Annotated in this window: 22 protein-coding genes; 10 read left to right on the forward strand and 12 right to left on the reverse strand. The window is 73.7% G+C overall.

All coding sequences use genetic code 11. The features are described 5' to 3' along the window. Positions 1-157: 157 nt before the first annotated feature. On the reverse strand, positions 158-2,932 hold the full coding sequence (locus ACFVFS_RS32070; protein ID WP_380628339.1) for an AAA family ATPase: 2,775 nt from the start codon (positions 2,930-2,932) through the stop codon (positions 158-160). Positions 2,933-3,060: 128 nt separating this feature from the next. Between ACFVFS_RS32070 and ACFVFS_RS32075 the strand changes: the two genes are divergently transcribed. Beyond that, positions 3,061-3,729: a transposase gene (locus ACFVFS_RS32075; protein ID WP_380628341.1), complete on the forward strand. Its 669-nt coding sequence runs from the start codon at positions 3,061-3,063 to the stop codon at positions 3,727-3,729. A gap of 106 nt (positions 3,730-3,835) precedes the next feature. Further along, positions 3,836-4,252 (forward strand): hypothetical protein, encoded by a 417-nt coding sequence (locus ACFVFS_RS32080; protein WP_380628342.1) that lies wholly within the window; start codon positions 3,836-3,838, stop codon positions 4,250-4,252. 81 nt (positions 4,253-4,333) lie between these two features. Here ACFVFS_RS32080 and ACFVFS_RS32085 read toward each other — a convergent pair whose 3' ends face one another. The 3 genes from ACFVFS_RS32085 to ACFVFS_RS32095 are packed head-to-tail and all read right to left on the reverse strand — an operon-like array spanning position 4,334 to position 6,196. Next, positions 4,334-4,954 (reverse strand): winged helix-turn-helix domain-containing protein, encoded by a 621-nt coding sequence (locus ACFVFS_RS32085; RefSeq protein ID WP_380628343.1) that lies wholly within the window; start codon positions 4,952-4,954, stop codon positions 4,334-4,336. An 18-nt stretch (positions 4,955-4,972) separates the two neighbouring features. Next, entirely contained in the window at positions 4,973-5,773 is an 801-nt protein-coding gene (locus tag ACFVFS_RS32090) for an SUKH-4 family immunity protein (protein WP_380628344.1), read from the reverse strand. A gap of 51 nt (positions 5,774-5,824) precedes the next feature. Further along, a complete protein-coding gene (locus tag ACFVFS_RS32095; RefSeq protein ID WP_380628345.1) occupies positions 5,825-6,196 on the reverse strand; it encodes a hypothetical protein in 372 nt (123 codons plus the stop codon). Between the two features lie 167 nt (positions 6,197-6,363). Between ACFVFS_RS32095 and ACFVFS_RS32100 the strand changes: the two genes are divergently transcribed. Further along, entirely contained in the window at positions 6,364-7,041 is a 678-nt protein-coding gene (locus tag ACFVFS_RS32100; RefSeq protein WP_380628346.1) for a hypothetical protein, read from the forward strand. A 324-nt stretch (positions 7,042-7,365) separates the two neighbouring features. Here the strand turns inward: ACFVFS_RS32100 and ACFVFS_RS32105 are convergent, their stop codons facing one another. Next, on the reverse strand, positions 7,366-8,778 hold the full coding sequence (locus ACFVFS_RS32105) for an MFS transporter (protein WP_380628347.1): 1,413 nt from the start codon (positions 8,776-8,778) through the stop codon (positions 7,366-7,368). 92 nt (positions 8,779-8,870) lie between these two features. Between ACFVFS_RS32105 and ACFVFS_RS32110 the strand changes: the two genes are divergently transcribed. Then, positions 8,871-9,539 (forward strand): TetR/AcrR family transcriptional regulator, encoded by a 669-nt coding sequence (locus ACFVFS_RS32110; protein ID WP_380628348.1) that lies wholly within the window; start codon positions 8,871-8,873, stop codon positions 9,537-9,539. 407 nt (positions 9,540-9,946) lie between these two features. Here ACFVFS_RS32110 and ACFVFS_RS32115 read toward each other — a convergent pair whose 3' ends face one another. Then, a complete protein-coding gene (locus ACFVFS_RS32115) occupies positions 9,947-10,636 on the reverse strand; it encodes a response regulator transcription factor (protein WP_380628349.1) in 690 nt (229 codons plus the stop codon). Between the two features lie 240 nt (positions 10,637-10,876). On the opposite strand from ACFVFS_RS32115, the gene ACFVFS_RS32120 reads away from it, so the two are divergent. The 6 genes from ACFVFS_RS32120 to ACFVFS_RS32145 all read left to right on the forward strand — a co-directional run bounded on the left by ACFVFS_RS32120 (position 10,877) and on the right by ACFVFS_RS32145 (position 17,829). Further along, entirely contained in the window at positions 10,877-12,238 is a 1,362-nt protein-coding gene (locus ACFVFS_RS32120; RefSeq protein ID WP_380628350.1) for an ArgE/DapE family deacylase, read from the forward strand. Then, the gene (locus ACFVFS_RS32125; protein WP_380628351.1) at positions 12,235-13,374 is read left to right on the forward strand and encodes a nitrilase-related carbon-nitrogen hydrolase; all 1,140 of its coding nucleotides are present in this window, start codon (positions 12,235-12,237) and stop codon (positions 13,372-13,374) included. The genes ACFVFS_RS32120 and ACFVFS_RS32125 overlap by 4 nt, the downstream gene beginning before the upstream one ends. Before the next feature lie 397 nt (positions 13,375-13,771). Next, the gene (locus ACFVFS_RS32130) at positions 13,772-14,806 is read left to right on the forward strand and encodes a LacI family DNA-binding transcriptional regulator (RefSeq protein ID WP_380628352.1); all 1,035 of its coding nucleotides are present in this window, start codon (positions 13,772-13,774) and stop codon (positions 14,804-14,806) included. Between the two features lie 158 nt (positions 14,807-14,964). Then, positions 14,965-16,197 (forward strand): AGE family epimerase/isomerase, encoded by a 1,233-nt coding sequence (locus tag ACFVFS_RS32135; RefSeq protein WP_380628353.1) that lies wholly within the window; start codon positions 14,965-14,967, stop codon positions 16,195-16,197. Between the two features lie 43 nt (positions 16,198-16,240). Continuing rightward, positions 16,241-17,224 (forward strand): carbohydrate kinase, encoded by a 984-nt coding sequence (locus tag ACFVFS_RS32140; RefSeq protein WP_380628354.1) that lies wholly within the window; start codon positions 16,241-16,243, stop codon positions 17,222-17,224. A gap of 131 nt (positions 17,225-17,355) precedes the next feature. Then, on the forward strand, positions 17,356-17,829 hold the full coding sequence (locus tag ACFVFS_RS32145; RefSeq protein ID WP_380628355.1) for a PH domain-containing protein: 474 nt from the start codon (positions 17,356-17,358) through the stop codon (positions 17,827-17,829). A 57-nt stretch (positions 17,830-17,886) separates the two neighbouring features. Here the strand turns inward: ACFVFS_RS32145 and ACFVFS_RS32150 are convergent, their stop codons facing one another. The 6 genes from ACFVFS_RS32150 to ACFVFS_RS32175 all read right to left on the reverse strand — a co-directional run bounded on the left by ACFVFS_RS32150 (position 17,887) and on the right by ACFVFS_RS32175 (position 24,606). Next, complete coding sequence (locus ACFVFS_RS32150) at positions 17,887-18,276, reverse strand: hypothetical protein (protein ID WP_380628356.1); 390 nt, start codon at positions 18,274-18,276, stop codon at positions 17,887-17,889. A gap of 215 nt (positions 18,277-18,491) precedes the next feature. Next, complete coding sequence (locus tag ACFVFS_RS32155; RefSeq protein WP_380628357.1) at positions 18,492-20,210, reverse strand: amidohydrolase; 1,719 nt, start codon at positions 20,208-20,210, stop codon at positions 18,492-18,494. Between the two features lie 5 nt (positions 20,211-20,215). Then, positions 20,216-21,172, reverse strand: coding sequence for an aldo/keto reductase (locus ACFVFS_RS32160; RefSeq protein ID WP_380628358.1), 957 nt, complete (start codon positions 21,170-21,172; stop codon positions 20,216-20,218). A gap of 188 nt (positions 21,173-21,360) precedes the next feature. After that, positions 21,361-22,470, reverse strand: coding sequence for a zinc-binding dehydrogenase (locus tag ACFVFS_RS32165; RefSeq protein ID WP_380628359.1), 1,110 nt, complete (start codon positions 22,468-22,470; stop codon positions 21,361-21,363). A gap of 56 nt (positions 22,471-22,526) precedes the next feature. Next, entirely contained in the window at positions 22,527-23,399 is an 873-nt protein-coding gene (locus ACFVFS_RS32170) for a branched-chain amino acid ABC transporter permease (RefSeq protein ID WP_376082018.1), read from the reverse strand. A gap of 43 nt (positions 23,400-23,442) precedes the next feature. Then, positions 23,443-24,606: an ABC transporter substrate-binding protein gene (locus tag ACFVFS_RS32175; protein ID WP_380628360.1), complete on the reverse strand. Its 1,164-nt coding sequence runs from the start codon at positions 24,604-24,606 to the stop codon at positions 23,443-23,445. Between the last annotated feature and the right edge of the window lie 17 nt (positions 24,607-24,623).

Genomic DNA, 24,623 nt, shown 5'->3' on the forward strand with positions numbered 1-24,623 from the left:
GTGCCGTCCCCAGGGGCCGGCACGGCCCGCGCGCGGCGCCGGTCGGCGCCGCTCCGACCACCCTGCCGCCGGGGCCCTCCGGCGGGAGCCCGGGGAACCCCGGGTCGGCCCCCGGGTCTCCCCGGAGGGCGCCGGGGAGACCCGGAAGGGCGGACGCTCAGGCGTCGGCCAGGGCGGCACGGAGCCGGTTGCGGGACTTGACGTCGAGCTTGGTGAACACCTTGCCCAGGTGCCATTCCACGGTGCGGGGGCTGATGAAGAGTTCGGCGCCGATCTCGGAGTTCGTCAGCCCGTCGGCGGCCAGGCGGGCGATCTGGCCCTCCTGGGCCGTGAGGGCCTCGCGCCGCGCCCCGCCCGCGTCGCCGGGGCGGGGCCGGACCGTCTCGCCGGTGGCCAGCAGTTCGCGCCGGGCGCGCTCGGCGAAGGCCCGGGCGCCGAAGCGCGCCAGCATCCCGTGGGCGGTGCGCAGCTGCTCGCGCGCATCGACACGCCGGTTCTCACGGCGCAGCCACTCGCCGTACACCAGGTGGGCGCGGGCGAGGTGGACGGCGATCCGGCCGCGCCCGAGGCGTTCGACGGCCTCCCGGTAGAGCCGTTCGGCGGCCGGGCCCTCGCTCACCAGTGCCCTGGAGCGGGCCAGCACGCCCAGGGCCCAGTCCGTGCCGGCGGCCTCGGCGCGTTCCTCCAGTCGGCGCAGGGGCGCTGCGGCCGCCTCGGGGGAGCCGGAGCGGACCGCCGCCTCGACGAGTTCGGCGAGGGCGAATCCGACGAGCGCCAAGTCCTCGAACTCCACGGCCCGTTCGGCTTGGTCGAGGGCGTCCCGGTAGCGGGCGAGGCCGTTGTACAGCACCGTGAGGAGGTAGTGCTCGCCGCCGATCGCCCGCCCTTCGCCCCATGAGGTCGCCTCCGCCGCCCCGCCGCGGATCGCCTCCGCGACGAGCGCGTCCTCGCCGCGCCAGGCCGCGAGCAGCAGCGCGGGATAGCCCATCGGCGAGTGGCCGGTCGCCTCCGCGAGCGTGCCGGCCTCGTCGACGAGCGCCGCGGCGAGGTCGAAGTCCCCGGTGTGCACGGACAGCGCGGCCCGGTAGCCGAGCGCCAGCGGGAGGAAGTTGAGGGATCCGGTCTCCCGCGCCGACCGGACCGCCCGCTCGGTCAGCCGCTCCCAGGTCTCGTCGTCCCACAGCTCCCCGGCGACCAGCCAGGTCAGCCAGAGCCAGCGCATGGCGTCGCCGCCCTCGCGGGCGGCGGCCTGCCGGAACGCCTCCAACGCGGACCGCAGCGGCGGCCCCCCGGCGGCGCAGCCGTCGGCGAACCAGGCCACCAGGCCGTCCAGGAGAAGGTCCGTGGGCTGCGGCGGGCGGGCCCCGGGCGGTGCCGTGCGGGCGGCCTCGGCGACCTCCCGGACACCGGTGCGCTCCCCCAGGCGCCCGGCGTAGACCGCCGATCCGAGGGCGTCGAGGTAGGCCTCGCGGGCATGCGCGTCGCCGACCCCGGCCAGTCGGCCGGCCGCGTCGAGCAGCAGCGGCAGCGCCTCCCCGCCGCGCCTGCGGGCCAGGACCAGCCGGGCGCGCAGCCGGGCCAGTCGGGCGTGCCGGGCCTCGTCCGGGGGGCTCTGCCGCGCGGTGTCGAGGAGTTCGAGCGCGGCCTCGGGGGATCCGGCGTCGAACGCGGCCTGCGCCGCGGTCTCGGCCCGCGCCGCGCGGCGCACCGGGTCGGGCGTCAGCTCGGTGGCCCGCCTCAGGAACGCCGCCGCGGCCGCGGTCCCGCCGCGGGCCCGGGCCCGGACCGCCGACCGCTCCAGCTCGCCGGCCAGGGCCTCGTCGGGTTCGAGGGCGGCGTGGGCGCGGTGCCACGCCCGGCGGTCGGAGTCGAGGGCGGGGTCGGTGGCCTCGGCCAGTGCGCGGTGGACGTCCCGGCGCACCGTCGGGTCGGCGGCGCGGTACGCCGCCGAGCGGACCAGCGGGTGCCGGAACCGTACCCGGGTGCCGAACTCGATCAGCCCCGCCGCCTCGGCCGCTCCCGCGGCGTCCACGCCGAGGTCGAGCCGCTCGGCGACCCGCCACAGCAGCGGCAGGTCCCCCACCGGTTCCGCGGCCGCCGCCAGCAGCAGCCGCTGGGCGGAGGCGGGAAGGGCGTCGATGCGCTCCAGGTAGGCCTGCTCGATCTGGCCGGCCAGCGGACCGACGTCCGGGCGCCCGAAGCCACCGGCCAGCTCCGCCGCCGACAGTCCCCGGGTCAGTTCCAGCAGGGCCAGCGGGTTGCCGCGGGTCTCGGCGACGATGCGGTCCCGGACCCGTTCGTCCAACCGCCCGGGGACCACCGACTCCAGCAGCGCCCGCGCGTCGTCGTCGCGCAGTCCCCGGACCACGAGCTCGGGCAGCCCCCCGAAGGGGTCGCCGCCTGCGGCGGGCGCCGGGGTGCGCGCCGCGAACACCAGCGCCGCCCGCTCCGCCAGCAGCCGCCGGGCGACGAAGGCCATCGTCTGGGCGGAGACCCGGTCGAGCCACTGGGCGTCGTCCACGGCGCAGACCAGCGGTTGCTCCTCCGCCGCCTCGGCCAGCAGGCTGAGCACCGCCAGGCCGACGAGGAAGCGGTCCGGGGCGCTCCCCGCGCTCAGTCCGAACGCGACGGACAGGGCGTCGCGCTGGGGGCCGGGGATGCGGTCCAGCAGCCCCATCAGCGGCACGCAGAGCTGGTGCAGTCCCGCGAACGCCAGCTCCATCTCGGACTCGACGCCGACCACCCGCAGAACCCGGCACCCGTCCGCCCGCTCCAGCAGGTACTCCACGAGGGCGGACTTGCCGACCCCCGGTTCGCCGCGCAGCACGAGGACCTGGCCCCGCCCCTCCCGGGCCTCGCCGATCACCTGGTCCAGCGCTCCGCACTCGGTGCGCCGGCCGCGCAGCCCGCTCCGCGGACCGCTGCCCGCCATCCGCCACCACCATGCAGTCCGGGGTCCGGACGCTGATCGTTCCGGGTCGTCCCCATCATGCATCAGCCCGCGCGCAGCGGACAAACCCCTGCTGGGACCGCCCGCAGGCATTCTGAGGGACCGTCACCGTGACGGGCGGGCAGGCGGGCGGCCCCGCGCACCCGGCTCACCGGACCAGGTGCGCCGTCCGGTGCGCCGCCAGGGCCGCGGCGGCCTCGGCCGGCCGCTTCGAGCGGCGGCCGGTGGTTTACGTCTCCTACACCGTCGAGGGCACCTGGCGGCCGCTGAAGCGGCACGGCTGGAGCCGGCAGCAGCCCACTCGGCGGGCGATCGAGCGCGATGACCACGCTGTCGAGGTGTGGAAGAAGGAGACCTGGCCGCGGGTAGGAGCACCGCGGCGGAGCGCGGCGCCCGGATCGTCTTCGAGGACGAGACCGGGCAGTCGGCTGATTTACGCGATCCGCGGGTACCACGGCCGCAAGGACGAACCGAAGGGCTTCGGCCGGCGCGACTTCCGCGACCTGATCGTCCGCGCCCGCATCCAGCTCGGTGGGCCGATCGTGCTCGTCCGGGACAACGTCCGCTTGCACCTGACAGCGGGCGTACGGGAGTTCATCGACGCGAACGCGGAGTGGCTCACCGTGTTCCAACTACCCGCCTACGCCCCGGACCTCAACCCGGCCGAGGGCGTCTGGTCGCTGGTCAAGCGCGACATCGGCAACCTCGCCGCGGCCGACCTCGGCCAGATCACCCGAGCCGTGAAGCGCAGGCTCAAGAAGCTGCAGCCACCCTCGTGAGCCCGCAGATTCGGGGGTTCTCGGCCCGCGATCCCCCCCTGATCCGAACGACATCACAAGGTCAACTTCAGATAGCATGTGGCCCACAGTCGAAGGGGGCGCGTTCATGGTGGGCGACACGACGGAGTCGGTGCGTTTCGGGTGTGCGGCGTGTTGTGCTGAGGACGTGGTGGTGGCGCAGGCGCACCACCAGAGCCCGACCGGGGTCCGGCTCGAGAGCATGCTTCGGGACGACTCGCATTTCATCGTCTCCGTTCAGCGCTGCGGCCTGTGTTCGCAGGCTTTTGTGAGCGTCTTCACCGAGTACGTGGACTGGGTCTCCTCGAGGGACGCGCAGTACCGGACCGTGCTGCCGATCACGGACGCCGAGGTGGACGACCTGATGGCGGGGCGGTTGAGCCTGCATCGGGTCGGGGCCCTCGGGCACAACCGCCGCCATCTGCAGAGCGACTGTCCGAGCGGGGCAGACGAGCCGTCCGTGTACTGGGACAGCGGCGTCTTCGGGGTGCACGAGGGGCACTGACCCGGACGGCCCCGTGCCGGCTGTGCCGGTTGCGCGTCGTCGTTTCGCCGCCGGGCTCGCTGGTCCAGCAGTTGGCCGCCCTTACTCGGCTCGCTGAAGCTGCGGGAGGAGGCCGGGCCCGATCGGCTGGAGTGTCCGCAGTGCGTCAGCGACCGGGAGAAACAGGGGCTGGGCCTGTTGGTGCTGCCCGCTCCGACGCGGCGGGAACTGATGGCCGCCCGCCTGTCGGCTCCCGCCGACCCTTGGTGGCAGGACCGGGTGCCTGGCACGCGGCGGAGTCTTCGACCGCCCGGCCTCGTCCCCGAAGACTATCCGGGCGCCGCGCTCCGCCCGCGGTGCTCCTACCCGCGGCCAGGTCTCCTTCCTCCACACCTCGACAGCGTGGTCATCGCGCTCGATCGCCCGCCGAGTGGGCTGCTGTCGGCTCCAGCCGTGCCGCTTCAGCGGCCGCCAAGTGCCCTCGGCGGCGTAGGAGACGTGGAACAGCCGGCCGATCAACGTCTTGATCCGTGCCAACGTCCACCGCTGGTCCGCCCAACCGTGAGTCAGTGGACCACGCTCCAACTCCCGCTCCGGGCCGGCGACGCGAGAAGCCGCGCCTGCCCGATGGGTCATGCGCGCCCGTCGGGGCCATGGCCCGGCCTCCGTTTTCCAGTTGGTGTCTCGGGCGGCGGTGGCGCTTGCGGCGCGGTGGACGGCCATCGTCAACCAGCACGGCAGCTATTCGAGGAGCTCCCCCATGTGGCAGTCGTCGGCGCGGGTCGGCCAGAACTGGTCCTCGCCGGCCCAGGCCTGCGGATCGAGGGCCCGCAGGACGGGGACGGCGACGCTGTCGAGGAGGTCGCGGGGCCGGAAGACGGCCCACGGTGACGGGGCGCAGGGCCCGGTCGTGCGGCGGCGTTCGGCGCGCAGCCGTTCGTAGGTCCACAGGACGTGGAGCAGTGCGGCCAGGTCGCGGTGGAGGTAGGGGGCCGACTGGTCGTCGTCGTGCCGGTCCGGCAGCTCGATCCGTCCGGTGGTGGGGTCGAGGGCGGCTTCGAGGTCGTACGTCCAGCCGCCGAGCGCGAGGTGGTCGCCTTGGTGCGCGCGGGCGGTCGACTGCTCGTCCACGTCGTCCGGGTAGGTGTCGGGGTAGGCCTGCGCCATGGTGCCCAGTGGTCCTTCGGCCGCCACCGTCAGGGGACCGCGGCTGCTGCTGACCGGCAGTCCGATCTCGGTGAGCAGCTTCCGGGTCGGGGCGTGGACGAGGCGGTCGGGCAGCTCGCCGGGGAGGAAGCGGCGGACGGTTGCTGCGCCGGTGAGTTCCGCGAGGTCCTCGACCAGGTCCGGTCCCACCGTGTACGGCGCGCCGTCCGCCGCGGGAGGTTCGGCGCCCCAGGCGAGCGCGCGGATCCGCAGGGCGGTCTCCCAGTGGGCGGGCCGGCCTCCGGTGCGCTGCCAGAGGTCCGGGTCGGCCTCGCGGAGTTCCTGCAGCCCGAGGCGGACGGCGGCGTCGACGGTCGCAGGCCCGTACGGCGCCATCTCGTCGTCCTCGTCGCGCTCGTAGTCGCCCGCGGCGGTCAGCGTGACGGCCTACACCGCCACGGCCAGGGCGATCAGCGCGTCCGGGCTGCCGGCCAGCAGGTCCCGCCGCAGCGCACCGCTCCCATCGGGGCACGCGAGGTACACCGCGCCGCTCTCGCCGTCGAGCAGGACGGCGATGTCCTCGTCGTCCGTCGGGTACAGGGCCTCGCCCAGGACGAAGAGCTTCTCGCCACCCTCAAGTCCGGCCCCGAACCGCTCGGCAGCAGACCGCGGGGGCTCCATCGAGGTGGTTCGCAGGTCCAGGTAGGCGTAGCACCAGGACAGTTCCCCGGCCGCGAGCAGCGTCCGGCTTCGCTCGTCGGTGAGTCCGGCCGGCCACGTTCGAACGCCATCGGGCTTGCCGCCCTCGTCGAGTCCCACCGGTACGCTCCCTGTGCCGCCGTGCGTTGTCCCGCGACACTAGCCCGTGCCACTGACGGTCCGGTGAGGCGGTTCCCTCCCGATGCCGGGCTGTGGCTCGGGGGCCGGCCGGGGTTGAGTACGGGTACTCATGCGGCGGATCGGCGTGGCGGTGCAGCATCGGTTCCATGACCGGTCGACAGCTTGGCAGTGCGGGCAGGAAATGGAAGGCGGCGCGTCTGATCGCGGTCGGCGTGCTGCTGGTCGGGGCGGTGTTCCTCACCGGGCTGAAGGCCGTCGAGCTCTGGCAGGGTGATCCGTTCCCGGTCGCCGACCCTGTTGCTGTCGCGCAGCGGCTGGACGGGCAGACACAGAGCATCTACGACGCGCTGCAGTTACCGCCGACACGGCTCGTCCCCGACTGGCCCGGGGGCGGGATCGAGGCCACCGTCCACGACTGCCACGCCCGCGGGCTGGGGGAAGCCCTGAACGACTCCCCGCCCGAAGAGCCCGGCACGGCCGCCGTACACGCGAGCTGGGCGTTGGCGGATGTGCCTGCCGCCGAGGCCGTCGAGGCGATGGCCAGGGCCCGACGGACCCTGACGGCCGCCGGCTGGACGGTCACCTCCTCCACCGAGACCCCGGCCGAGGACGCCAGCCTGCGCTTGAGGCCCCCGGCCACTGCGGACGGCGTCACGGTCCGGGCAGGTGTGAGCGTCTACCCCAACGGCGCACTGGCGGTCTTCGCCGTCACGGAATGCCTCCGCTACCCCGACGGCACGGCTGTCGACACCGAGGGCAGGCCCCGTGTGCCCGACGTGCCGACGGCTCCGTCCGCACTGCGCTCCCGATCCACCCCTCGGTAGCGGAGCTTGACGGACCGTCGCCGTGCAGGTGTGCCGGGGCCGCGGCCCCGCCGAGCTTCGCCAGGACGACGACGAGGGCGACCAGGGCGAGGTGACCGCCGAGCCGGACGCCGCACCGGAGTGGGCCCGCGCCGGGTTTGTGCCCTCCGGCGGGCCCTGCCCCGGCCGTTCACCGACGTCCTGTTCCACGGTGAGCTCGACGACATTCCAGCCCACCGCATCCTGCTCGCCTTCGCCGACCTCCTGCGCCACCGCGGCCCGAAGGCGGCTGCGGCGTGGTTCACCGCGCCGGCCCCGGTCGGCACCGGCGCGACAGCCCCCCGATCACCCTCGCCGCGGACCTGCCGCCGTCGGGTCGGCGCGGCGGGCGTACCGTGCGGTCACCACGGCGGCCAGGGGGGCGAGGGCGAACAGGGCGAACATCCAGCGTGCGGTGCTCTGCAGGTCACCGGTTCCCGCGGTGTCGGAGAACCCGACGACGTTGGCGACCGTCCCGGCGAGTGCCGAGCCGAACGCGGTCGCGGTGAGCTGGACCGTCGTGACCGAGGAGCCCGCGAGGTCCTGGTCCTCGTCCGGCGCCAGCTGCAGAACGCGGGTGAGCAGATGGGGCCACGCCATGCCGACCCCCCAGCCCAGCGCGAGCAGTGCGGCGCTCACCGCCGCGATCGCCGCGACCGTGCCCGAGTGCACCGGACCGGCGAAGAAGAGTGCGACGAGTCCCGTGAGGGACAGGAGCGGACCGGCGGCGACGATCGACCGGCTGCGGTGGGACATGCCGCTGCACGCGACCGAGCCGAGGGTCCAGCCGGCCGCCAGGACGGCACCCAGGTAGCCGGCCGCGAGCGGACCGAGTCCCTGGAGCCGCTGCCCGAAGAAGGGGACGTAGACCTCGACCGTGCTGGCGACCACCAGCAGCGCCATGGTGAGGTAGACGAGCCGCAGCCGCGCGTCGGGGCCGAACGCGGTGGCCGGGATGAGCCGCGGCGTCGTGGCGCGCTCACGTCGCAGCCAGCCCGCGATCAGCAGCGCCGCCAGCAGGAGTCCGACGACGTTGACCGCGATCCGGGAGGAGATGCTGGCCGCGGAGATGACCAGGACGGACAGGCCCAGCAGGCCCACGCTCGCCCAGGGGATCCGCGGGGCCGATCCGCCCGCCTTTCCTCCCGGCAGGCGCATCGCTCCCCAGAAGGCGAAGAACAGCAGGAAGGGCAGCAGGCCCCAGAAGGAGCCGCGCCAGGCCCCGTACTGGGCGAAGACGCCTCCCAGGGCGGGGCCTATGAGGGTCGCGACGCCCCACATGGCGGAGACGAGTGCCATGGCGCGCGGCCACAGGGCCTCGTGCAGGGTGATCCGGACCATGGCGTAGGACAGGGCGAAGAGCAGGCCGCCGCCGAGGCCCTGGACCAGCCGTCCGATCAGCAGGACCAGCATGGTCGGGGCGAGTGCGCAGACGATGGTGCCGGCCGCGAGGAGGAGTGCTGCGAGCCGGTAGCCGGAGCGCGGGCCGCGGGCCCCGAGGACGGCGGCCGCGGCGGCCGACCCCAGCACGGAGGCGAACATGAAGACCGTGGTGGCCCAGGCGTACAGGCCGGATCCGCCGATGTCGTCGACGACCGTGGGCATGATGGTCGCCGCCAGGTAGACGTTCACGGCGTGCAGGGCGACGCCGGCGGCGAGCGTGACGGCGACGGGTCCGTGTTCACGCCCGAACAGCGCCCCCCATCCGGGCGATGCCACCGCCGGTTCTCCGTGTTCAGCAGGCATGGTCGGGCCTCCTGGGATCCAGTTAGGTTACGAGTCGACCCGTAACGTAACACTAGACTGGCGGGATGAGGGAAGCCAGACAGACACCCGACAGCCGGGCTCCGGGCGGACGGCCGCGCGACGCCGCCATCGACCGGGCGATCCTCGACGCGGCACTCGAACTCCTCGACGAGGTCGGCTACACCCGGCTCACCGTCGAAGCCGTGGCCCGCCGCGCCGGCACCGGAAAGCCTGCGATCTACCGGCGCTGGAGCGCCCTGCCGGACCTGGTGCTCGACGCCCTGACCGCGCGGCTGGGCCGGATCGGGGCGCCCAGCACCGACTGCACGATCTGCGACCTCAGCGACGCCATCAAGCTGCACGTCGCCGCGTTCCAGCGGATGCCGCCGGAGACGCTCGCCTCACTGCTCGCCGACTGCGGAGACGATCCGCAGCGGCGGGAGGCCTTCATGACCGCACTGTTCGACCCGCCGCGGGCCGCCGTCGGCCAGGTGCTCGACGGCGCCCTCGCGCGCGGGGACCTGCGCACGGACGCCGACCGCGGCCTGCTGCTCGACCTGCTCGCCTCGCTCGTGCACTACCGCGCACTGTTCGGCCACGCCGTGACCAGCGACGACGAGGTGGAGCAGGCCGTGCACACCTTGCTGCGCGGAGTCGCCGTCGACTACCCGAAACTGGTGGAGCTCAGCCGCAAGAAGGACGGGGACCCGCAGATCCACCACCGGCACGCGTGACACCGAGGCCCCGGCGCGGCCGATCCCGGAACTGGAAGGCGCGGCCTCGCCTCCGCTGCCGCAGCAGCGCGGCGCCGATGCACTCAAATTCTCCGACTGGAGAAATCTGGGGAAGGGCGATACGCTCGCCACCATCGGACCGGACCGTTGGGGACGGCGCCCGCGGGTCGGGGTGACCCGAGCGGTGGCGCCCGCCGGCCGCCACGGCTCGGTGCGCGCACGGGGACCGGAAACGCCACCCGTCGAACAGGTGCGTCGCGTGCTTTCCGGCGCGCGCCATTCTCCGGCCCGCGCGGATTATGGTTTCGGCGGGCTGAAATTCATTCCAGCGCAATGCGCCATGCCGCCCGCTCGAATATTCGGGGCCTCCCTGCCGATAATCGCGCGGCGGGCACGGAATCGGTCGGCTACCCCTCCTCCCGCAGTCGTGCGATCAGTTGCGTCCGGGAACGGACTCCCGCCTTCTCGAAGACGTGCTGCACGTGCGTCTTGACGGTGGTCACGCTGATGAACAGCGCGGCGCCGATCTCGGCGTTCGCGGCGCCCTCGCAGAGCAGGCGGACCACCTCGCGCTCGCGGGGGGTGAGCCCCCACTCGGCAACCGGCGGCCCGGTCTCGACGGGGCGGCCGCCGGCCTGGAACGTGTGCTCCAGGAATGCGTGGGCCTTGTTGAGAAAGGCCAGCTCGGATGGGGTGAACTCGCCCAGTTCCGCAGTCCGCAGCAGGGACAGGCCGCCCACGATCCGCGCGCCGCTGTAGAGGTAGAGCTCCGTCTCGTGGCGGAACCCGAGCGGGGCCATGAAGCGCCGGTAGTACTCGCCGCGCTCGTATCGCTCCGGCAGGTCGCGCACGGTCACCAGGGGGCGGCGGGGGCCGACGAAGCGCCGCGGGTGGAACGGGTCGAGGCGGTGGTAGTGCGCGGTGTAGCTCCGGTTCTCGACGGGCCGAATCCGGTGGAACGCGTGATCGACGGCGTTCAGCCGCGCGTCGACGGAGTAGAAGACGATTCCGGAGCAGTCCACCACGTTCGCCAGGAACGTCATCGCCTCGGCCTTGAAGTCCCCGGGGGCCTCGTTCTCGGAAAGAAGTCGCATCATTGTCGCCACAACCTCGAAGCGGATTTGCGCGATCCTAGCAGGAATCCGGGAAAGCGAAACAGGTGCGATCTCATACATTGGAATGATGTTCGGGGTCGAGGGACCGGCATAGCTTCGCCTCTCCGATCGGGAGCACCGGTCGCAGCGGAGGAAGGGAGTGCCCGAGTCAATGACTGGGACCACGGCCGGCCGGCCACAGGGCCGACGAGCAGGACGATCATCATCGAGGGGAGCGTGACCATGAACGAGAGCCTGAACCACGTCGGGGGTGTGCCCGGGTCCTCGGCGACGAGCCCGCACGAGCGGGTGCTCACACGGCTGGACCTGCTGCGCGACGAGATGCTGGACACCCTCACCGCCGCGGTCCGGATCCCCAGCATCACCCCGACCTACCCCGGTGAGGTCTACGCCGACGTGGTCGGCGCCGAGGGGGAGGTCTCGCGCCTTCTGGCCGGGGTCTACGCCGAGGCGGGTGCCGAGACCGACGTCTTCGCCGTCGAACCCGGCCGTGACAACGCGGTGGGCGTGATCCGCGGTACCGGGGGCGGGCGTTCGCTGATCTTCAACGGACACGTCGACGTGGTCCCGCCCGGGGACACGGCCGGCTGGCGCTCGGGCGACCCGTTCGACGGTGTCGTCGAGGACGGCTGGATCCGCGGCCGAGGCACCGTCGACATGAAGAGCGGCCTGGTCGCGCAGGCGTTCGCGGCCCGCGCGCTGCACGAGGCCGGGGTGCGCCTGCGCGGTGACCTGATCCTCCAGGCGGTCGTCGGCGAGGAGAACCTGGAGCACCACCTCGGCACCTCCGCGGTGCTCGACCGCGGCTACACCGCGGACGGGGCCATCGTCTCCGAACCGACCGGCGCGGCTTGGCCGTTGTCCGTCCTGGCCGCGACCCCCGGCCTGCTGGTGATGCGGATCGAGGTGACCGGCAAGAGCTCCCACTCGTCGATGCGCGGGCGGATGCTGTACCGGCCCGGCACGAGCGAGCCGGTCGCGGCCAGCGCCATCGACCGCGGCTTCGTGATCTACCAGGCGCTGCGCCGGCTGGAGAGCGACTGGGCAGTGACCAAGTTCGATCCGCTCTTCGAACCGGGACAGTTCACCCTCGCGCCCGGCGTCGTGGACGGCGGCGCGCGCCACTCGCGCAGCGGGGCGTTCATCCCCGACTCGATGAGCATGGTGTACGCGGTGTTCCACCCCCCGGGCGAGGACCAGGCGGCCGTGCGCGAGGAGATCGAGGCCCACATCGCGCACGTCGCCGCCACCGACCCCTGGCTGCGCGCGCATCCGCCGGTGGTGGACTGGCCGTTGCGGTATCCGGGGTCACGGGTCGACGCGACCCACCCGCTCTGCGCCGCGGTCGCCGACGCCCGCGAACTCGCCGCCGCCGACACGCCGTTGGCGGGCCGACCGCCCCTGGCGGCGTTCCCCTCCGCGGCCGACTCCACGTGGCTGTGCGCCGCCGGGATCCCCGCGGTCGGCCTCGGGCCGGGCGAACTCGCGATGGCGCACGCGTACGACGAGCGCTGCGCGGTGGACGAGATCCTCTGCGCCGCGCGCGCGTACGCGCTGGCCGCGATGGAATGGTGCGGATCATGAGCAAGCCGATCGCACCGTACCTGACCGTCGGCCTGTCGACGGTGGTCCGCAGCATCACCTCGCGCGCCCAGATCGCGCACAACCTCGACATCGTCGAGGAGGCCGTGCACGCCGCGGTGTCCATCGCCGGCATCAACATGCCGGTCAAGCTGATCGCGCTGGCCGAGGGCGCGTTGACCGGATTCGCGGACGAGATCCTCGACATCCCGCACGTCACCGCGGCCCGCGACCTGTTCATCGACATCCCCGGTCCGGAGACCGAGCGACTGGCCGCGCTGGCCCGGCACTACGACACCTACATCGTCGCGCAGTGCAAGGCCCGCTGGCCGGAGATCCTGCCCGACCGGTTCTTCAACACGCTGTTCGTCATCTCCCCGGCGGGCGAGATCGTGCACCGCGCGGCGAAGAACCACGTCTGGTGCCGCGAACGCTCCTGCACACCGCACGACGTGTACGACCGGTGGGTGGAGCTCTTCGGCGACGGCATCGACGCGTTCTACCCGGTGCTGCGCACCGACGACATCGGCAACATCGGCACGATCTGCTGCAGCGACGGCGAATACCCGGAGGCGGTGCGGGCCTTGGCCCTCCAGGGCGCCGAGGTGGTGTACCGCCCCAGCGAGGCGGTGCCGATGACCCAGGCCGGCCCCGACCCCGGAGGCACCTGGCTGCTGCAGAACCGGGCGCACGCCCACTTCAACAGTCTGTACATGGTCTGCCCGAACGCCGGACCGGTCTATCCGACACCCGACTCCCGCTACCCGTACGACATCGCGGGCGGCAACGCGCACATCGTCGACTTCCACGGGGCGGTGCTCGGGCACACCGTCTCCGGGTACAACTCCTTCGTGTCCGGGATCGTCGACATCGAGGCGCTGCGGCAGTTCCGGACGATGAACCTCAACAGCAACTGGCTCAAGGATCTGCGCACCGAGGTCTTCCGGCGGATGTACGACGAGCCGATCCATCCGGCCAACCTGTGGCTGACGGACGAACCGGTCCGGCACGCCGAGGCGGACGAGATCTACCGCTCCAACATCCGCCGGCTGCTGGAGCGGGGCACGTACACGCCACCGGCGCACGCGTTTCCCGGCGCCCGGTACATCGCGCCGCCGGATCCCGGTCCGACCGGGTAGCGCTCGACCGCGCGGGCGGGAGGGCGCTCGGGACCGGCGTCGCGCCGCCGGGTCCGGAACGCGGCACACCGTCAAACGCGCCCGTCGGCGGACGGCTCCGCACACGTGCCCGGTGTTCCGCTGCCGCTGCGGCAGTGGAACACCGGGCACGATCGACCGGCGGAGACCGTCCCGGCTGCCCCGGTCCGTGGGGCACGGATGCCGTGGCTCGATCAGCCGACCCCCACCCGTCGGACGAGGAGTCCCCGGCCGCCGTCGGCACGCGCCCCCGATGCCGGCCGACCCGGCCCTCCAGGCCCCTGGATGATGCGGGACCGCTTTGACAACGTTATCCACGATTCAACGCGGTCAGTAGGATCACAGGACGAGCAAGGCGCCGGAAGGGGCGGTTGAAGTGATGCCGGACAAGGCGGATCAGGGAGGCCTCCAAACTCCCGCACGGCCGACCATGAAGGACGTGGCGGCTGCCGCGGGTGTAGGACTCAAGACGGTGTCGCGCGTTGTCAACGGCGAGTCCGGCGTGAGCGAGGCCACCGCCGCCCGGGTTCGCGGCGCGATCGAGGAACTGGGCTTCCGCCGCAACAACGGTGCCCGGCTGCTCCGCCAGGGCAGCCGCACCAGCAGTGTGGGGCTGATCCTGGAGGATCTCGCCGACCCGTTCTACTCTCAGCTCAGCCGGGCGGTCGAGGACGTGGCCCGCTCCCACGGGTCACTGCTGCTCATCGGCTCCTCCGCCGAGGACCCGGCCCGCGAACGGGAGCTGGCCCTCGACTTCTGCTCCCGCCGGGTGGACGGCCTGATCGTCGTGCCGACCGCCGCCGACCACGGCTTCCTCGCCCCCGAACTGGCCGCGGGCACCGCCGTGGTCAGCGTCGACCGCCCGGTGGCCGGCCTCACCGTGGACACCGTCCTGACCGCCAACCGCCGGGGCGTCGCGGAGGGGGTCGGCCACCTGATCCGGCAGGGCCACCGGCGAATCGGCTACCTCGGCGACAACCCCGCGGTCTTCACCGCGGCCGAGCGCCTCGCCGGCTACCGGCAGGCCATGGCACACGAAGGCTGCGAGGTCGCCGCGTCCTGGGTCGCCATGGGCAAGCCCGAGCCGGTGGGAATCCACCTCGCCCTCGACCGCATGCTGTCCGGACCGGATCCGGTGACCGCGCTGATGTGCGGCAACAACCGGACCACGGTCGCCGTGCTCCGCAATCTGGCCACTCGCCCCGGGAGGCCGGCCCTGGTCGGCTTCGACGACTTCGAACTCGCCGACATGCTGCCCGTGCCGGTCACCGTGGTCGCCCAGGACCCCGCGTTGATGGGCCGGATGGCCGCCGAACTCCTCTTCCGGCGCCTGCGCGGCGAGCAGGCCCAGGTCCAATGCCTGGAGATCCCCACCCGCCTGGTCCCGCGCGGCTCGGGCGAACCGCCGCTCTGACCCGCGGGGCCCGGCCCGCGCCGCGCTCCGACCTCCCGGCGGCCGACTCAAGCGGCCGTCGCGTTGTTGACAGGCCGCGAAACGGAGGGCGATGCTACGCACGCAGCGTTCTGACAACGTTGTCTAGTCGATCGAGTCCCAGCCCACCGAGGAGAACGATGTCCCCCCAGGCCGAGCGCACCCCCCTGCCGGGCGACGAGGCATGGCTGGTGGCCGAACAGGACCGGCTGCTGGGCTTCGCCCGCGGTGCCCGGCTGCCCGAAGGCGGCTTCGGGTGGCTCGACGAACACGGAGCCGTGCGGCAGGACGGATCCGTCCACACCTGGATCACCTGCCGGATGACCCATGTCTTCGCCCTCGCCCATCTGCTCGGGGACCCGGACGCGGCGGCCCTCGTCGACCACGGCCTCGCCGCCCTGACCGGGCCGCTGCGCGACCGCGAGCACGGCGGCTGGTACACCGGCGTGGACGCCGACGGCACCCCGCTCGCCGCCGAGAAGTCCGCCTACGCCCACGCCTTCGTGGTGCTGGCCGCCGCCGGCGCCGCCGCCGCCGGACGCCCCGGCGCCCGCGAGCTGCTGACCGAGGCGCTCGACGTGATCGAGCGCCACTTCTGGGACGAGGAACAGGGCCTGCTGTTCGAGTCCTGGGACCTGCCCTGGGAGGCCTGCGAGCCCTACCGCGGTGCCAACAGCAATATGCACGCCGTCGAGGCGTTCCTCGCGGCCGGCGACGTCACCGGCGACCCGGTCTGGCACCAGCGGGCGCTGCGGATCGTCCGGCGCATCGTCCACGTGCACGCCCGCGCCGCCGACTGGCGCCTGATCGAGCACTTCGACACCGAGTGGACCCCGCAGTACGACTACAACCAGGAGCGGCCCGACGACCCGTTCCGCCCGTACGGCGCCACCGTCGGCCACTGGTTCGAGTGGGCGCGGCTGATGCTCGGGCTGCGTGCGAGCCTGCCCGACGCGCCCGGCTGGCTGCTCGACGACGCCGAGGCGCTGTTCGCCGCCGGCATCCGGGACGGCTGGCACGCGGACGGCTCGCCGGGTTTCGTCTACACGGTGGGCTGGGACGGCGCTCCGGCCGTCCGCGCCCGCATGCACTGGGTCGCCGCCGAGGCGATCGCCGCCGCCTCCGTCCTGCACCGGGTCACTGGCAAGGCCGAGTACGAGCGCTGGTACCGCACCTGGTGGCAGTACGCCGAGGAGGCGTTCCTCGACCGCGTCCGCGGCAGCTGGCACCACGAGCTGAACCCGCAGAACTCCCCCGCCGCGACCGTCTGGCCCGGCAAGCCGGACGTCTACCACGCCGTGCAGGCCACCCTGATCCCGCGGCTTCCCGCCGCGCCCGCGATGGCCGAGGCGCTGCGCCGGAAGCCCGCCTGAAGTCCCGTCAGACCCGGATGCCCCGACCCGAGGAGAACCGAACGTGATCACAGTCGTCGGCGAAGCCGTCATGGACCTGATGCGGTCCGGCCAGGGCGGAACCACCGCGCACCCGGGCGGCAGCCCGGCCAACGTCGCGGTCGGCCTCGGCCGCCTGGGCAACGACGTCGCCCTGCTCACCCGCCTCGGTCCCGATGCCCACGGCACCGAACTCGCCCGCCATCTGGTCGGCAGCGGCGTCGCCCTCCCGGCGGGGGTCGTGGACCGGCACCCCACCAGCACCGCGATCGCCCACACCGACGAATCTGGCTCCGCGACCTACGAGTTCGCCATCACCTGGCAGCTCCCGGACCTGGAGCCGGACGGGCTGCTCGCGGGGAGCGCCTGCCTGCACACCGGTTCGATCGCGGCCACGCTGGAGCCCGGCGCGAGCACCGTCCGCCGCCTGGTCGAGCGGGCCCGCGGCCGCCGGACCGTCTCGTACGACCCCAACTGCCGCCCGTCGCTGATGGGCGACCCCGCACGGGCGCGCACCCGGATCGAGTCGCTGGTCGCCTCGGCCGACGTGGTCAAGGCCAGTGACGAGGACCTCGGGTGGCTGCGGCCCGGGCAGGACGTCGTCGACGTCGCCCGGGAGTGGCTGGCGCTGGGCCCGTCGCTGGTCGTGGTCACCCGAGGTGCGGCCGGCGCCGTCGGGGTCTGCCGCGCGGGGACGGTGGAGCGGCGGGCCCGGAGGGTCGCGGTCGCCGATACCGTGGGCGCGGGCGACGCGTTCATGGCCGGCCTGCTCGACGCGCTGAACCGCCGTGACCTGCTCGGCCTGGACAACGCGGACCGCCTGTACGGGATCGACACCGGCACCCTCGCCGAACTGCTGGACGCGGCGACCCTGGTGTCCTCCTTCACCTGCACCCGGCCGGGCGCCAACCCGCCGACCACCGAGGAGCTGGCCGCCTACCGGGCGGGCATCCGGAGCGGCGCTTCCGCAGGAAGCCGCTCCGGGATCTGGCCCCACCGCCCCGAGTGACCGGCGGCCGCCCGGCCGCCGACCGTCCGGGAAGTGGCCTGCCGGTGAACAACTCCCGCCCCTATACTGCGAATCCGGCCGGCCGCCGACCATGACGGCGGACCGGTGAAGACGATCGAGGGGCGGGCCGGATGAGCGGCGATCGACTGAGAGTTCCGCACGAGTACCGGGTGGCGACGACGCGGGTCGGGGGGCTCGCGTTCACCATCCTGCCGCTGTCCTTCGGGGCACTGCTGCCGATCTGGAGCGACAAGGAGTTCGCGCCGTCCAGCAAGGCGATCGGCTCGCTGCTGGTCATCGGCTTCTGTCTGCTGGTGATCGCCGGCGTCGCCCGGGCCGGCACGCTGGTCACCGCCGAGGGGATCACCGTCCGCGGGATGGTGCGCCGCCGCCGGCTGCGCTGGGCCGAGATCGCGCGGTTCGGCAAGGCGCCCAACCCGAACGCGCACACGGGCCGCGGCGCGCCGGCGTTCCTCACCTACGCGTTCCGTGCCGACGGCAGCAGAGTCCACCTCCCCTACATCGACGACAAGCACGTCCTGGTGGACCGCGAAGTGGATCGGCTGAACGCCCTGCTGGCCGAACGCCGCGGCGACGCCGGCTGAACCCGCGACGGGCCCGGCGCTCGCCCGGTCGACGCCCCGGACCGCGACCGGTTCGGCTCAGAACGGGCCGGCCGGTCCGCGGTGCTCGCGGGCGGCCGCCAGGTGGCGGGCGGCGGTGCCGAAGTGGTGGGAGACCAGCGGGAGGAGCCGGGGCGCGAGGGTCCGGGTGAAGGCCTCGGCGGCCTCCAGCGGGGCGGTGGCGCGGAGGAGGAGTGCGGCCGTCTCGGCGCCCGACGCTTCGGGGCCGGAGTCCCGCAGGCCCGCCACGGTGCGGCGCAGGAGGATCAGCGCGTCCTCGGCGTCCGGGGGGCCGTCCGGGAACTCGTGGCCCCACCAGGACAGTTCGACGGTGACCGCCTGCAGGTGCGCCTCGCAGCGCCGGAACCACCAGGTGGTCCACGAGGCGGGCAGAGTTGCGGCGTTCGGACCCATGTTGTCACTCGGCACAGGCCGATCATGTCCCACAAAGTCCGTCCGCACCCGGGAAATCCGGAAAAGTCGGTCCTTCGGGTATCGCCGGGCGGCAGCGGCCCCCGGTGACGGCGGCCGGATTCTCTCCCGGAACGACGACGATGATGCCACAACCCGGTGCGCCGGAAGGGAGGTTCGAGAAGAGGAGGACCGCCCCCGGGCGGGCCGGGGGCGGGGTCACGGGGGCGGGGTCACAGGGTGCCGTGGACCACCTGCCCGTCGAAGAGGGTGAGGTCGATCGGGAGGTCGGGCAGGTCGTACGGGGAGGTGTCGGCGAGGCGGCCGCCGAGCACGCACAGGTCGGCGACCTTGCCGGGTTCGAGGGTGCCCTTCCACTGTTCGGCGAAGTCCTGGACGGCGGGGGCGGAGGTGTAGGCGCGCACCGCCTCGGCGAGGCCGACGCGCTCCTGCGGTCCGCTGGTGCGGCCGGTCGCCTTGGACTCGCGCAGCAGCATCGAGGCGACGCCCTGCCGCCAGTCCGGTTCGGTGATCGGCGCGTCGGAGCTGGCGCAGAGCCGCACGCCGGCCGCGAGGGCGGAGCGCACCGGCCACATCCGCCCGGAGCGCTCGGTGCCGACCACCTCGTCCATGAGGTCGGAGATGGTCCACTTGATCGCCGGGTTCATGTTGACGCCGTAGCCGTGCTCGGCGAGCAGGGCGAGGCTGCGTTCGGTAGCGAAGTCGCCGTGGATGAGGTAGTGCCGGGCGTCGGTGCGCGGGTGGGCGCGCTGGGCGGCGGCGAAGGCGTCGGCGACGGTGTCGATCGCCCGGTCGCCGGTGACGTGGACGCCGATCTGGTGGCCGGCGGCGTGCACGGCGCCGATCATCGCGGCGAGCTCGGCGGCCTGGAGCCCGGGCGCGGAGCCGTGCACGCACAGCGCGCCGTGGCCGCCGCCCTCGTACGCGTCGTGCATCCAGGCGGTGCGGTTGGGCGGCACGCCGTCGGCGAAGAGCTTGACGCCGAGGACGGCGAGCCGGCGCGGGTCGACACCGTCCAGCGCCAGTCCGGCCAGCTCGGCGAGCCCGGCCCGCACGTCCGGCAGGCCGCCGCCCATCGGGGAGGGCAGCAGCAGGAGGCTGACCCGGGCCCGCAGGTCGCCGCCGCGGGCGAGGTCCAGGTAGGTGCGCAGCGCCCCGGTGCCCATCGCGCCCGCCATGATGCCCTCCCCGCCGGGGCCGAGGCCGGGCTCGGTGTAGCTGGTGGTGCCGAGGGCGTGCAGGGCGCTGATCGCGCCGGTGATCGCCGCGCGGCGGCGGCGCTCGTCGGGGCGCGGGATGTGGGCGTGGACGGCGCGCTGGGCGGCCTCGCGGAGGATGCCGGTGGGGTGTCCGGCCGGGTCGGCGTCGATGGTGCCGCCGGGCGGGGGCTGGGTGGCGGGGCCGATGCCGGCGGCGCGCAGGGCCTCGGTGTTGACCCAGGCCATGTGGTCGGAGAAGTCGGTCAGGCAGACCGGGTTGTCGGGGGCGGCGGCGTCCAGGTCGGCGCGGTCGGGCAGCGTCCGGCGGCCGTCGCGGCACTCGGCGAGGTAGCCGACGTCCCAGCCGCGGCCGACGATCCACTCCCCCGGCGCGGCGGTGCGGGCGGCCGCGGCGACGGCCGCCACGATGTCCGCGATCGAGCGGACGACGGGGAAGTTGAGGTCGAGGGCGAGCGGCGGGCGGTTGAGACCCCAGGCGTGGCCGTGCAGGTGGGAGTCGTTGATGCCGGGCAGGACGGTGCGGCCGCGCAGGTCCACCACCGCGGTGGCGGGCCCGGCGTGGGCGAGGACGGCGGCGGTGCTGCCGACGGCGGTGATGACGCCGTCGCGGACGGCCAGGGCCTGGGCGGTGCCGAAGCCGGCGTCGACGGTGAGCACGTCGCCGTCGACGAGGACGAGGTCGGCCGGGCGGGGGTCGGCGGGAGCGGTCACGGTGGTCAGGGCCCCTCGGGGGAGACGATGCCGCGGTCCGCCCAGTAGGGCTCGACCAGCTCGCGCACCCGCTCGGCACCGACCCGCTCCAACAGTTCCAGCGCGCCGACGTTGTCGGTCAGCTGCTTCATCCGGCTGGCGCCGAACAGCACGGTGGCCGTGGCGGGGTGGGTGAGCGCGAAGGCGACGCAGAGCTGCGCGGGGGTCGCGCCGAGGTCGGCGGCGACGGCGGCCAGCCCGCCGGCGGACTCGGTGATCCGGTCGCGGATCCCGCCCGGGTCGCGGCCGATCTCGCGCGCGGGGCTGGTGCGGCCGGCCAGGATGCCGCCCTCCAGGATGTCCGAGGCCTGGAGCGAGAGGCCGTCGGCGAACAGCTCGGCGAAGGGCTCGCCGTCGGGGATGGCGCGGCGGCAGGGGCTGTACTTGAGCTGGGCGAGCTGTGGGCCGGGCGAGCCGGCGGCGCGGGCGTGCTCGCGGATGGTGCGGATCGCGGTGGCGGACCAGTTGTTGACGCCCCAGCAGCCGATCAGGCCCTCCTTCTCCAGCTCGGCGAGCTCCTCGGCGACGGCGCGCAGGTCGAGGTCGTCGCGGCGGATGTCGCCGAGCACGGCGAGGTCGGCGTGCTCGACGCCGGCCCGGAAGAGGGCGTTGGCCAGCTGGTCGCGCAGCGACAGCTGCGGGTAGGGCTCCAGCCAGAGCTTGGCGGAGAGCAGGTAGTCCGCGCGGGCGAGGCCGCCGGCCCGCACGATGGCGGAGAACAGGACGTCGGTGAAGACCGGCGGGTGGCCGGGGATGCCGTAGACGGCGACGTCGAAGAGGTTGATGCCGAGGTCCACGGCGTGGCGGACCATGGCGACGGCGTCACCGAAGTCCATCCGGTCATAGGTGTGCCAGGAGCCGAGGGACAGGGCGGACACCTCGGGTCCGGCGGTGCCGAGCCGGCGGCGGGGGACGACGGTCATGGTGGTCCTCACGGGGGTCGGGGGTGGCTCAGGGGAACGAGGAGCGGGTAGGGAACGAACGGGCGGGCGGGTGCGGCAGGGGCACCCGGCGCCCCGGGGACGGGACACAGGGACATGAGGGACGCCCCGGGGCGCCGGGCGGATCGGGGGCGCCGGCGGACGGGCCGCCGGCGCGGGTCGGGCCGGGGTCAGGGCAGCCAGGGATGGACGACGGCCTTGGTCTGCTCCAGGCGGGCCATCGCCTCGATGGCGCCGGTCGCGCCGCCCAGGCCGACCGGGGCGCTGAACAGCGCGTCCCAGTCGAAGTGCGAGCGGAACGCGGCCAGGAACTCCACCGCCCGGTGGTAGTCGCCGACGTCGCCGTTGAGCGAGCCGAGCACGGTCAGCTCCTTGCCCATGACGGTGCCCAGCGGCAGCTCCTGGAGAGCCGGTCCGGTGGTGCCGACGACCACGAACCGCCCGCCCCAGGCGGCGAGGTCCACTGCCTCGGCGCCGACGCCGGGCGCGCCCGCGAGGTCGATCACCAGGTCGGCGCCGCGCCCGCCGGTGGCGGCGAGCACCGCCTCGCGGCGGGCCTCCGGGCCGTCGGCCAGCCCCAGCGTCAGGTCGGCGCCGAACTCGGCGGCGAGTTCCAGGCGGCTGTCCGGCGCGCCGATGGTGATCACCGGTCCGGCGCCGCCCGCCTTGGCGACGGCGGTGGCGACGATGCCGAGCGCACCGGCGCCCTGGATCACCACCGAGGAGCCGGGGCGGGTGCCGCCCGCCCGGTCGAAGGCGTGCAGCACCGTCTTGACGGCGCAGCCGGCCGCAGCGGCCCAGGTGGACTCGACCTCGTCGGGCAGCAGGTACTTCTGCGCCTTCGGGACGACGTAGTTGTACTCGGCGAGCCCGGCGGTGGCGTACGGGTAGCGGTCGGCCCGCTGGCGGAATCCGTAGCCGCGGTCCTCGCAGGCCACCGGGGTGCGCAGCACGGTGCAGCCGTGGCAGTAGCCGCAGGTGGACTCGGACCAGCCGATCCGGCGGCCCACCGCGACCGGGCGGCCGAGCGCGTCCACGGTGCCCTCCCCCACCGCGACGACGGTGCCGGTCATCTCGTGGCCGAGGACCAGCGGCAGCATCCCGGGCAGGGACATCGCCCCGCTCCACAGGTGGACGTCGGTGGCGCACAGCGTGGCGCAGTCAACGCGCACCAGGGCGGCGCCCGGTTCGATCCGCTCGGGCAGCGGCAGCTCCTCGATCACCAGCGGCTCGCCGTGGGCGTACAGCACGGCGGCCCTGGTGCCGGTCGGAAGCGTCATGGTCCTTCGTCTCCTTCGTTCCCCCGGTCGACGGTCCGGGCGGGTGCCCGGGCCGGTCAGCGGCTGTGCGCGGTGTCCCAGACCTCGTTGCGGCTGCGCCACCAGAGCAGCACCACGATGACCAGGAAGGGCACCACGCCCTGGTACTTCTGGATCGCCTCGACGGAGGCGGACAGGCCTTCCAGGCAGCCGAGGACGAGGCCGCCGAGCAGGGTCAGCGGCAGGCTGCGGAAGGCGCCGAGCATGGCGACGGCCAGCGCGGTGTTGATGAGCTTGCCGAGGGTGGAGAAGTCCCCGCCCAGGCGCGGCGCGGCGAGCACCACGACCAGCGTGGTGACGGCGCCGATGGCGGCCCACACGGCGACGGCCAGCCTGGCCACCGGGATCCCGACCACCTCGGCGGTGGCGGGCTGCTCGGAGAGCGCCTGGAGGCGCAGGCCGAGCCGGGTGCGGCCGAGCAGCAGGCCGACGCCGACGGTGATCAGCGCGGCGAAGGCGATGGTGACCAGCACGGACTGCGGGATCACCACGCCGCCGAGGGTGAGCACCGGCTTCTCGAAGGGGCTCGGGAAGGTGTGCGCGCCGGTGGTGGTGGAGCCGAACAGCCGCAGTCCGGCGGCCATCACGGCGACGTAGACGGCGACGGTGACGGCCGCCTTGGTGTTCTGCGAGTGGCCGGCGAACCAGCGCACCAGCACCGTGCCGAGCAGGGCGGACAGCGCCGCCCCGGCGAGCACCCCGGCGGGCAGGGCCAGCCAGAGGCTCACCCCCTCGTCGGTGAGGCTGACCATCACGAAGGCGCCGATCGCGCCGACGGCGGCCATCGCGAAGTTGACGGTGGCGACGAGCCGGTAGGTCAGGACGACGCACAGGCCGAGCAGGGCGTAGACGCCGCCGCCGGTCAGGCCCGCGAGCGTGGAGTTGAGCATGGGACACCTCCTGGGGTCCGGCGGGGGTCCTGCGGGGTCGGGGTCACTTCTTGCCGGGGACGACGAAGCCCTCGGGGAGGACCTTCCAGGCGCCGTCGACGGCCTGGACGAAGCGGCTGCCCTGGACCGGGTTGTGGGCGTCGCTGTCGCCGAACACCCAGGGGGTGCCGACCATCGGGTACTCGATGGGCTGCATGGTCTTGAAGGCCTCGGTGACGGTCTCCCGGGTGATCGGCCCGGACATGCCCTTGAGGACCTGGACGAAGAGGTCCGCCGCCATCACGCCGCCCTGGCTGAACGCGGTCTTCTGGATCTTGTTCTTGTCGACCAGCTGGGACCAGCGGTCGTTGCCCGGCAGGGTGGTGTCGGTGTAGGGCTGCCACTCGGTGCCGGCGTAGACCTTGAGGCCGGACGGGATGGCCTGGGCGTTGGCGTCGGTGTAGCTGTTGGCGCCGACGATGAAGTCGACGTCGTCCATGCCCTGGGTCTTGGCCTGCGCGAAGTACGGGCCGACGATGCCGTTGTAGAGGACGGCCTGGCAGCCGGCGCCCTTGTCGGCGACCAGGTACTTGGTCGGGTCGCCCTCGGCGATGGCGAGCTCCTTGTGGGCGAGCTGCTTGCCGGTCAGCACGGTCCACTTCTTGATGGCGTCCTCGATGCCGCCGCCGCTGCCGGGCAGCACGGTGTAGTCGAGGCAGACCTTGTCCCGCTTGAGCACCTCGGAGGCGTAGTAGAGGTTCGCGGTCAGCAGGTTGAACGGGCCGGGGTTGACCGGGGCGATGTTGGGGCTGGTGAAGCAGGCGGGGTCGACGCCGACCGCCGGGATCGAGACGATCCGCTCCTTGCTGTAGGTGGCGCGGTTGAGGCCGCAGTCCACAGCGCTGGAGGAGCCGACCAGGGCGATGACCTTCTTGGACTTGACGAGGTCGACGGCCGCCTCGGTGGAGCGCTGCGGGTTCATCGCGTCGTCCATGCTGACGAGTTCCAGCTTGCGGCCCTTGATGCCGCCGGCGGCGTTGACCTCGTCGAAGACGGCCTTGACCGCCTGGGGGACCTCGGGGGTCTGGAAGAGGCCGGTGATGCCGTTGATCGAGCCGACCTTGATCGGGCCGGACTCCGAGTCGGACCCGGAGCTGGTGCAGGCGGTGGCGCCGAGGGCCAGCGCGGTGGCGGCGGCGAGGGCGGCGATCGGCCGGGCGTGCGTCATGGGTGCACTCATTTCGG

The sequence above is a fragment of the Kitasatospora sp. NPDC057692 genome, from assembly GCF_042799475.1.
In the GTDB taxonomy this organism is placed as follows: Bacteria; Actinomycetota; Actinomycetes; order Streptomycetales; family Streptomycetaceae; genus Kitasatospora.